Source organism: Mycobacterium sp. (assembly GCF_032162105.1).
In the GTDB taxonomy this organism is placed as follows: domain Bacteria; phylum Actinomycetota; class Actinomycetes; order Mycobacteriales; family Mycobacteriaceae; genus Mycobacterium.
In genome coordinates this window covers 1-8,708 of the sequence record NZ_JAVRPS010000553.1, presented here as the reverse complement: position 1 = coordinate 8,708, position 8,708 = coordinate 1, and the positions used below count along the sequence as shown (strand labels likewise).

12 protein-coding genes are annotated in these 8,708 nt (G+C 69.0%); 8 read left to right on the top strand and 4 right to left on the bottom strand.

Going from position 1 to position 8,708, the window contains the following annotated elements; translation table 11 throughout:
* From QOC69_RS28385 to QOC69_RS28375, 3 genes are all read left to right on the top strand, one after another.
* The coding region (locus tag QOC69_RS28385; RefSeq protein ID WP_526445859.1) for a hypothetical protein at positions 1-118 on the top strand (118 nt) is incomplete at its 5' end.
* Positions 115-765: a PaaI family thioesterase gene (locus QOC69_RS28380; protein WP_526445857.1), complete on the top strand. Its 651-nt coding sequence runs from the start codon at positions 115-117 to the stop codon at positions 763-765. The genes QOC69_RS28385 and QOC69_RS28380, both read left to right, overlap by 4 nt.
* A gap of 118 nt (positions 766-883) precedes the next feature.
* Positions 884-1,606 (top strand): hypothetical protein, encoded by a 723-nt coding sequence (locus tag QOC69_RS28375; RefSeq protein WP_526445856.1) that lies wholly within the window; start codon positions 884-886, stop codon positions 1,604-1,606.
* On the opposite strand, the gene QOC69_RS28370 is transcribed toward QOC69_RS28375, so the two are convergent.
* From QOC69_RS28370 to QOC69_RS28355, 4 genes are read right to left on the bottom strand one after another with little or no spacing between them, the layout of a single operon-like run.
* Positions 1,569-1,757, bottom strand: a complete 189-nt coding sequence (locus tag QOC69_RS28370; RefSeq protein ID WP_526445855.1) for a ferredoxin — start codon at positions 1,755-1,757, stop codon at positions 1,569-1,571. The two genes, QOC69_RS28375 and QOC69_RS28370, sit on opposite strands and share 38 nt — an antisense overlap.
* A 7-nt stretch (positions 1,758-1,764) precedes the next feature.
* Positions 1,765-2,994 (bottom strand): cytochrome P450, encoded by a 1,230-nt coding sequence (locus QOC69_RS28365; protein WP_526445854.1) that lies wholly within the window; start codon positions 2,992-2,994, stop codon positions 1,765-1,767.
* 41 nt (positions 2,995-3,035) lie between these two features.
* On the bottom strand, positions 3,036-3,851 hold the full coding sequence (locus tag QOC69_RS28360) for an alpha/beta fold hydrolase (RefSeq protein WP_526445853.1): 816 nt from the start codon (positions 3,849-3,851) through the stop codon (positions 3,036-3,038).
* Between the two features lie 23 nt (positions 3,852-3,874).
* Positions 3,875-5,467: a Na+/H+ antiporter gene (locus QOC69_RS28355; RefSeq protein ID WP_526445852.1), complete on the bottom strand. Its 1,593-nt coding sequence runs from the start codon at positions 5,465-5,467 to the stop codon at positions 3,875-3,877.
* A gap of 25 nt (positions 5,468-5,492) precedes the next feature.
* Between QOC69_RS28355 and QOC69_RS28350 the strand changes: the two genes are divergently transcribed.
* The 5 genes from QOC69_RS28350 to QOC69_RS28330 all read left to right on the top strand — a co-directional run.
* On the top strand, positions 5,493-5,801 hold the full coding sequence (locus QOC69_RS28350) for a UBP-type zinc finger domain-containing protein (protein WP_526445851.1): 309 nt from the start codon (positions 5,493-5,495) through the stop codon (positions 5,799-5,801).
* Between the two features lie 23 nt (positions 5,802-5,824).
* Positions 5,825-6,916 (top strand): formate-dependent phosphoribosylglycinamide formyltransferase, encoded by a 1,092-nt coding sequence (purT, locus tag QOC69_RS28345; RefSeq protein ID WP_526445850.1) that lies wholly within the window; start codon positions 5,825-5,827, stop codon positions 6,914-6,916.
* Between the two features lie 44 nt (positions 6,917-6,960).
* Positions 6,961-7,368: an Rv0361 family membrane protein gene (locus QOC69_RS28340; protein WP_526445858.1), complete on the top strand. Its 408-nt coding sequence runs from the start codon at positions 6,961-6,963 to the stop codon at positions 7,366-7,368.
* Between the two features lie 19 nt (positions 7,369-7,387).
* Positions 7,388-7,801, top strand: a complete 414-nt coding sequence (locus QOC69_RS28335; protein ID WP_526445849.1) for a rhodanese-like domain-containing protein — start codon at positions 7,388-7,390, stop codon at positions 7,799-7,801.
* The coding region (locus QOC69_RS28330; RefSeq protein ID WP_526445848.1) for a PLP-dependent transferase at positions 7,798-8,708 on the top strand (911 nt) is incomplete at its 3' end. The genes QOC69_RS28335 and QOC69_RS28330, both read left to right, overlap by 4 nt.

Sequence of the window (8,708 nt, the reverse complement as noted above, 5' to 3'; positions counted from 1 at the left end):
GGCCCGCGACTATGTGCTCCGCTTGGAAGAGCTTGCCGGCGCCCATGTTTCGTGCATCGGCGTCGGGCCCGGCCGCGACCAGACGATCGTGCGTCGCGACATCCTGGCACCTTCGTGAGCGATGAGCGCTTGCGTGAAGAGCAGACCACCAGCGATCCCGACTACGAACGGCATGGCGGTTTCCCGCTGTTCGAGGCGGCGGAACCAGGGCCGGGGTTCGGGCCGTTCCTGACGTCGATGCGGCGGCTGCAGGACCTCGCGGTGTCGGCCAACCCAGACAGCGACACCTGGGTGGAAGCGGCCAAGCGGGTCGACGAGTTGGTCACGCTACTCGAGCCGTTCGACGCGGCCGAGGGCGTCGGCCCCGCGGGACGCGTACCCGACCTGCCTGGCGGGGGCAGCCTGCTGATGGCGCCCTTCGCGGTGAGCAAGTTCGAGCCCGACGGCGTCGAGTTGACCGTGCAGTTCAGCCGCTTTCACGTCGGCGGCAACAACGCCGTGCACGGCGGCGTGCTGCCACTGCTGTTCGACTCGGTGTTCGGAATGGTGATCCACGCCGCGGGCCGGCCGATCAGCCGCACCGGGTTCCTGCACGTCGACTACCGCAAGGTGACGCCGATCGACACCAAGTTGACCGCGCGCGGCTGGATCTGCTCGATCGAGGGTCGCAAGGCGTTCGTCAACGCCGAACTGCGCGACCCCGACGAGGCGCTGCTGGCCGAAGCCAACGGGTTGATGATCCGCCTGCTGCCCGGCCAACCCTGACGCAGAACTCGACGTGCCCCGTTCAGATTGCCGTGAGGGCTGTAGAAGTCGCCCGCGAGTTCACGACCGTCAGCGCAATGTCAACGCCGCCGGGCCGCGGCTCTGTCACCATGACCCGGTGACCGACCGACGCGCAACCACGCTGAATGGGCTGAAGACACCACACGCGGCAGGACTGGCGGGCGTGCTGTTCGCGCTGCTGTTCGGCACCGCGCTGGTGCTGATCCGGACCGCGTTGCCCGAAGGCGGCGAGCATGGCTCGCAATGGGTCGACGGGTCGGCGGGCAAGCTCAAGGTCGCGGCGCTGCTGATGCCGTTCGCGGGCGTCACCTTCCTGTGGTTCATCGGCGTGGTGCGCGACGGGATCGGCAAGTACGAGGACAAGTTCTTCGCATCGGTGTTCCTCGGCAGCGGGCTGCTGTTCCTGGCGATGATGTTCGTCTCGTCGGCGGTCGGCGCCGGACTGGTGGCCAGCCGGAGGCTGCAGGTCGACGAAGCCGCGCACGACGACGTGGTGGCGTTCGGCCAGGTGTTGCTCACCACGCTGAGCAACACCTACGCACTGCGGATGGGCGCGGTGTTCATGATCTCGCTGGCCACCATCTGGCTGAAGACTCGGCTGATGCCGACCTGGCTGGTCGCGGGCACCTACCTCTGCGCGGTCAGCCTGCTGATCGCCGCCGACATCGACATGTGGGTGACGTTGGCGTTCCCCACTTGGGTGCTGGTGGTGAGCCTGCTCGCGTTGGTCCGCGCAGGCGTCATCGACCTGCACTTCCACGACGACCCCGTCGACCCCAATGTCACACCAGGCGCAGCACCGACGCCGGACAGATCTTGACGGCCTCGCGGGCGTGGTCCTCCTCGGCCTCGGGCACGTCCTCGGTGAGCAGCACCACGACGCCGTCGTCGTCCTGATCGAACAGTTCCGCCGAGATCATCACGCAGTTGCCCGACGAGATACAGGCGTCGTGGTCGGCTTCCAGCTTCATCGGACCGTCACCACCTCACTGCCAGTGACCGTAGTCCGTAGATGAAGTGGAACGAGCGGAACTCGACGTCCTCGAACTCCTCGGCCAGCGCCAGGTTCGGGAAGCGGCGGAACAGGGCGGGCCAGGCGATCCGCATCTCCATCCGCGCCAGGGGGGCACCGAGGCAGTGATGCACGCCGTGGCCGAACGCCAGATGGCCGGGCGCGCCGCGGCGGATGTCGAGAGTGTCTGGCGCAGTGGTGAATTCGGGATCCCGGTTGCCCGACGGCAACGATGCGAAGACGAGTTGACCGGCCGCGATCGGCACCCCCGCGATCTCGACGTCGGTGGTGGTAATCCGCGGTATCGAGGTGTGCACGATGGACAGCCACCGCAGTAGTTCCTCGACGGCAGGTCCGACGGCGTCCGGGTCGTCGCGCACCGCGGTGAGCTGGTCGGGGTGGCGCAGCAGCGCGAGGGTGCCCAACCCCAGCATGTTCGACGTGGTCTCGTGCCCGGCGAGCAGCAGCAGCCCGGCGATGCCGACGAGCTCGTCATCGGTCAGTTCGGCGCCGTGCTCGCGGACCAGCATGCCGAGGATGTCGTCGCCGGGATGCCTGCGGGCGCGGGCCACCAGGGACAACATGTACGCCCGACCCTGCCGCTGCAGTTCGAGCCGCTCGGAAATCGGGCTCGACAGGTCGAGCTGGCGCGCCGTACGCGCCTGGAAGTCGGCACGATCCTCGTAGGGCACACCAAGCAACTCGCAGATCACCAGCGACGGGATGGGTAGCGCGAACGACTCGACCAGATCGGCGGGCGCTCCGGCAGCCTGCATCGCGTCGAGGTGTTCGTCGACGATCTCGACGATCCGTGGTTCCAGCCGCTTGATCCGGCGGATGGTGAACTCCGGGGTGAGCATTCGCCGCAGCCGCTGGTGTTCGGGCGGGTCGAGGCCAAGCAGGTTGCCGGCCCGCGCGCTGGCCTGTTCCTCCTCAGGGATTTCCGGCGCGCCGGGCACGACGAACCCGGGCGGGCGCGCGTTGGAGAAGCGCTCGTAGTCGGACAGCACCGTCTTGACGTCGTCGTGGCGGGTGACCAGATAGACCTGCATGTTGAACGCGTTGACGACCGTGCGGACACCCGTGCTCTCCCGGATCTCGCCGAGTTCAGGGGTCGGGTCGAACGCATTGCGCCGCATGTGGACCGGTGGCAGCGAGGGGCGCTCCGCGCGGAGCGCGGCATTCGGTCTGCTCATGCCTTCGACGGTACCGACGGTTTCGGGATCCGGTACGGAACTCAGCGGGCCAGAAAGTCTTCCACCAACTTGTTGACCAACGCCGGATTCTCCAGCGCGGCCAGGTGCGCGACGCCGTCGAGGACCACGAACGACGAACCGGGGATCGCATCGGCCATCGCCTTGGTCTCGGCATTGGGGAACGTCGCGTCCTCGACGCCGGCCACGACGAGCACGGGCGTCGTCACCCGGCCCAGCAGGGCCCGCTGATCGGGCCTGCGGGGCACGACACTGCGCACCGCCCAGGAACAAGAGTCAAGGTCGACGGCCTGCACGGCGTCGCGCACGTAGGCGACGACGTCGGGGCGATCGCGGAACGTGGTGGGGCCGAGGAACGCCTTGAGCACCAACCGGGTCAGCGGCGGGCGGATTCCGCCGAGCCACCCGGCAATTCGGAGCAGGACGCCGTACTCGAGCTTCTGTCGCCCGCCCGCAGCCGACGCCGTGCAGTTCATCAGCACCGACTTGCCGACGCGGTCGGGATGCGTGGCGGCGAACGTACCGCCGATCATGCCGCCCCAGGAGTTGCCGACGAAGTGTGCGCGTTCGATGCCGAGGCCGTCGAGAAGGTCGACGATGCTGCGCGCGCACTCGTCGAACGTGAAAGTGCCTGTCAGAGCTTGACTTTCGCCGTGTCCGGGCGGGTCGATCAACACCACCCGGTGGCGCACGGCGAAGTGCTCGGCCTGCGCCGACCACATGTCGCCGGTCATCAACAGGCTGGGCCAGAACAGGATCGCGTCTCCGTCACCGGCGGTCTGCACCCGCAGCCGGCCCAGCGCGGTGTCGACCGTGACGTGCTCCGAACTTGGGTCCACGTCGCCCAACGCTAGCGGTGCGCTCAGTCGCGGTTGAGCGTGGCCTCTTCGAGGGCCAGCCCGTTGAGCACGGACCGCAGCACCTCGTCGTCGATGTGTCCGGCGTCGCGTTCGGCGATGAACGCCTCGCGCTCGGCGGTCAGCATCGCCAGTCGCAACCGCTTGAACGCCGCCGACGGGCTCTCGCCGATCTCCTCGTCGCTGCGGCCGAGCCGTCGCTCCCAGGTGGCGTTCTGCCTGCGGTCGTTCCAACTCCGCAGGATCTTCGCCGCGCGCTCGTGGACGTCGGTCGCGCGCTCGTCGGCCAGTAGTTCGTCGAGCCGGTCGGACGCGGCCTTGGCCGCCCTGGTCTGCGCGGCGGCTTCCTCGATGGCGTCCCGTGCGGCGTCCTCGTTCTGCACGTCGAGCACCTTGATCAGCCACGGCAGCGTCAGCCCGTGCAGCAGCAGGGTTCCGACGACGACCACGAACGTCAGGAACACCAACTGCGGGCGCCCGGGGAATTGTGCCCCGGACGCCGTCGTCAGTGGCACGGCGAAGGCTGCGGCGAGGGACACCACGCCGCGCATGCCCGCCCACGCCACGATGAAGACCTGTGCGGGCGTCGGTCTCGGTTCATTGGCGCGGACCCGTGCCGAGAGCGCCCTTGGCAGGTAGGCGAACACGAACACCCAGACGATCCGGACGCCGATCACGGTCGCGAGCACTGCCGCGGACGCGGTTGCGAGCACCGCGGCCGAGATCCCGGTGAGCTCGCCGACCACGGTTGGCAACTGCAGGCCGATCAGCAGGAACGCGAACGACTCGAGCACGAACTGCACCGCGCGCCAGACCGCGTTGTCCTGCAGCCGGGTGGCGTAACTCGCGTGGGTCGACCGCTGGCCGATGATCAGCGCGGCGACCACCACCGCGATCACGCCGGAGCCGTGCACCTCCTCGGCGAGCAGGTAGATGAAGAACGGCGCAACCAGACCGATCGCGCTCTCCACCAACGGGTCCTCGAACCAGGTCCGAATGGCGACGATCAACGAACCCGCCAGGCCGCCGACGACCACCCCGCCCGCGGCGGCCAGTGCGAACGTGCCGAGCCCTGAGCCCCAGGTCGCGGCCGTGCCGATCGCCGCAGCCAGTGCGACCTTGTACGCGGTCAGCGCCGTGGCGTCGTTGAGCAGGCTCTCCCCGCCGAGCAGCGTCATGATCTGGCGGGGCAACCCGAGCCTGCGGCCGATCGCCGCGGCCGACACCGCATCGGGTGGCGCCACGATGGCGCCGAGGGTCAGCGCCGCGGCGATCGTCAGCTCGGGCACGGTGTGAAAGGCCACTACGCCGACGGCGAACGTCGTCGCCAGCGGGAGGCCCACCGCGAGCAGGCCGATCGGCCGGACGTTGCGGCGCAGGTTGACGTAGCTGCTCTCCAGACCCGCCGACCACAGCAGCGGGGGCAGGATCACGAACAACACCAGGTCAGGCTCGAACTCGATGCCCTTCAGGCCGGGGATCGAACCGGCCAGTAGCCCAGCGACCACCAGGGCCAGCGGCGCCGACACGTCGAAGCGGCGGGCCACCCCGGCCAGCAGCACCGACACGACGAGGACGGCAAGCAGTGACGCACCCATGTCGCCAACCTCCTATCGTGTGCACATGCGGAGGAGATCGCGAGGGCGCGACGTCGTTGCCCCGACTCGAATCTGCGAGCACTTGTCGGCCGCCGCCGACGCCCCTGAGCCCGAACCCCTCACCCCGGGCCGATGCCAGGGATGCAGCGAACTCGGCGAGAGTACCTGGGCGCACCTGCGGATGTGTCTGACGTGCGGGCACGTCGGCTGCTGCGACTCGAGCCCGCATCAGCACGCCGGCGCCCACTTTCACCAGACGGGCCATCCCGTGATGCGGTCGGTCGAACCGGGGGAAACCTGGCGCTGGTGCTATGTCGACATCCGGCTGGATTGACTTCTCTGGCAGGCTGGACCGCGATGACTGAACCGACCGATCACCGACCCGTGGTCATGCTGCTCGGCTCCGGCGGCGCTGGCCGCGATCTGACCCTGGCGTTCGAGCGGCTGGGTGCCGTGGCCCACACCGTCAACGATGGCGCCGACGTCGACGTGCTCAACTCGTGGATCGACGAGGAGAAGCCGACGTACGTGGTCGCCGACTCGGCGGAGATCTCCGCCGACGTGCTCATCGCCGCTGCCGAACACGACGCCGTCGAGGTGTTTCCGACCCCGCGCGGCGCCCGGCTCAGCCTTGACCGCGAAGGCCTGCGACGGCTGGCCGCCGACGAGCTCGGGCTGCCGACCGTGCCGTTCTGGTTCGCCGGTTCGGACGACGAACTCGCGGCGGTCGCCAAGCATGCGGGATTCCCGCTGGTGGTCACGCCGGTGGCGGGCACTCCTGCCGACGGGCAGTCGGTGCTGACCCGGCCGGATGACGTCGAGCCCGCCTGGCATCGGGCCATCGCCGCCGGGCACGCGCCGAACCGGGTGCTCGTCGAGACCGTCGTCGACGTCGACGACGAGGTCACCATGCTCACCGTCCGCAGCGTCGGACCGTCGGGGCCGACGGTGCAGTTCTGCGAACCGATCGGCCACCGGCAGTCCGACGGCGGGCCGCTGGAGACGTGGCAGCCCCATCTCATGTCGCCCGCCGCGCTCGACGCTGCCCGGTCGATCGCCGCGCGGATCGTCAACTCGCTCGGCGGGCGCGGCGTGTTCAACGTCGAGCTCCTCGTCCGTGGCGACGAGGTGTACTTCTCGTCGGTGCGCCCGAGGCCCGACGACGTCGGCCTGGTGACGCTGCGGTCGCAGCGCCTTTCCCAGTTCGAGCTGCACGCCAGGGCGATCCTCGGGCTGTCGATCGACACCATCATGATCTCGCCTGCCGCCGCCGAGGTGTTGCACGACGCCCCTGGCACCGGCGTGCTGGCCGACGCCCTTGACGTGCCCGAGAGCGACGTGCGCCTGCTCGACGGAGTATCCGTCGCCCTGGCCACCGCGCCCGACGTGGTCCGTGCACGTGACCGTGCGCACCAGGTGTTGGCCGCCCTGCGCAAGCCGGAGTCGTGACCGAACCCGAACCCGAGTCCGAACCGGAGTCCGACCGGCCCACGATGGCACCGTTTCTGGGTGCACTGGCAATCATCGTGCTCATCGTGATCGGAATAGCGCTGGCCAACTCCTTCGGCGGCGACGGCCCCGCTCCCGAGCAGGACGTCAGCCGGGCGATCGTCGGCCAGAACGACGCGTTGCAACGCCAGAGCTACACCGGCTTCCGCGACTACACCTGCCGTGCCGAGCAGGGCAGTGAGGCCGACTTCCTTGCTCGCCAACGTGATTCGGTGGCCAAGAGCGGCGAACGCTACGTCGACGGCGTGCGGAACGTGCGGATCGACGGCGACCGGGCCGCGGCCGAGGCGACCTACCACTTCGACAAGACCCCGGACGCCACCTCCGTGTCGGAATTGACCGTCGCGCGCGAAGACGGCACCTGGAAGGTGTGCTCGCCCGCGTCCAGATAGGTATGGGAGACTCGCGGACGTGAGCTACGCGGGAGACATAACGCCGCAGCAGGCCTGGGACCTGCTGAGCGACCATCCCGAGGCCGTGCTCGTGGACTGCCGCACCTCCGCCGAATGGCGCTTCGTCGGCGTGCCCGATATCTCCAGCCTCGGGCGCGACGTCGTGTACATCGAATGGAACGGCACCGACGGCAACCACAACGACGGCTTCGTCGAGGACCTGATCGCGGCGGGCGTGACGCCCGGGGAGCGTCCGGTGGTGTTCCTGTGTCGCTCCGGCAACCGCTCGATCGGCGCTGCCGAGGCGGCCACCGAGGTGGGCATCGCGCCCTCGTACAACGTGCTCGACGGCTTCGAGGGCAACCTCGACGAGCAGAAGCACCGCGGCGGCACGGGCTGGCGGGCCATCGGTCTGCCATGGACGCAGTCATGAGCGACGAGGGCGTGCCTTCGGTGCCTTCTGTTCGAGTCCCGGCCGCCCTTCCCGACGGCGTCAGCCAGGCCACCATCGGGGTGCGCGGCGGGCTGCTGCGGTCCGGTTTCGAGGAGACCGCCGAGGCGCTCTACCTCACCTCGGGCTACGTCTACGAGACGGCCGCCGACGCCGAGAAGGCGTTCACCGGTGAGATCGACCGCTACGTCTACTCGCGCTACGGCAACCCCACCATCTCGATGTTCGAGGAGCGGCTGCGCCTGATCGAGGGTGCGCCAGCGGCGTTCGCGACGGCGACGGGCATGGCGGCCGTGTTCACTTCGCTGGGCGCACTGCTTGGGGCGGGTGACCGGTTGGTCGCCGCGCGCAGCCTCTTCGGTTCGTGCTTCGTGGTGTGCAACGAGATCCTGCCGCGCTGGGGCGTGGAGACGGTGTTCGTCGACGGAGAAGACCTCGCCCAATGGGAGGAGGCGTTGTCGGTGCCCACCCAGGCGGTGTTCTTCGAGACGCCGTCCAACCCGATGCAGTCGTTGGTGGACATCGCGGCAGTCTGCGAACTCGCGCACGCCGCCGGCGCAAAGGTGGTGCTGGACAACGTCTTCGCCACCCCGCTGCTGCAACAGGGTCTCCCGCTGGGCGCCGACGTGGTGGTGTACTCGGGCACCAAGCACATCGACGGTCAGGGCCGCGTGCTCGGCGGGGCGATCCTGGGCGACAAGGAGTACATCGACGGCCCGGTGCAGAAGCTGATGCGCCACACCGGTCCGGCGATCAGCGCGTTCAACGCATGGACGATGCTCAAAGGCCTTGAGACGCTTGCAATTCGGGTCGACTACCAGAACGCGTCCGCGCAGCGGATCGCCGAATACCTGGAAGGCCACTCCGCGGTGCGATGGGTTCGCTACCC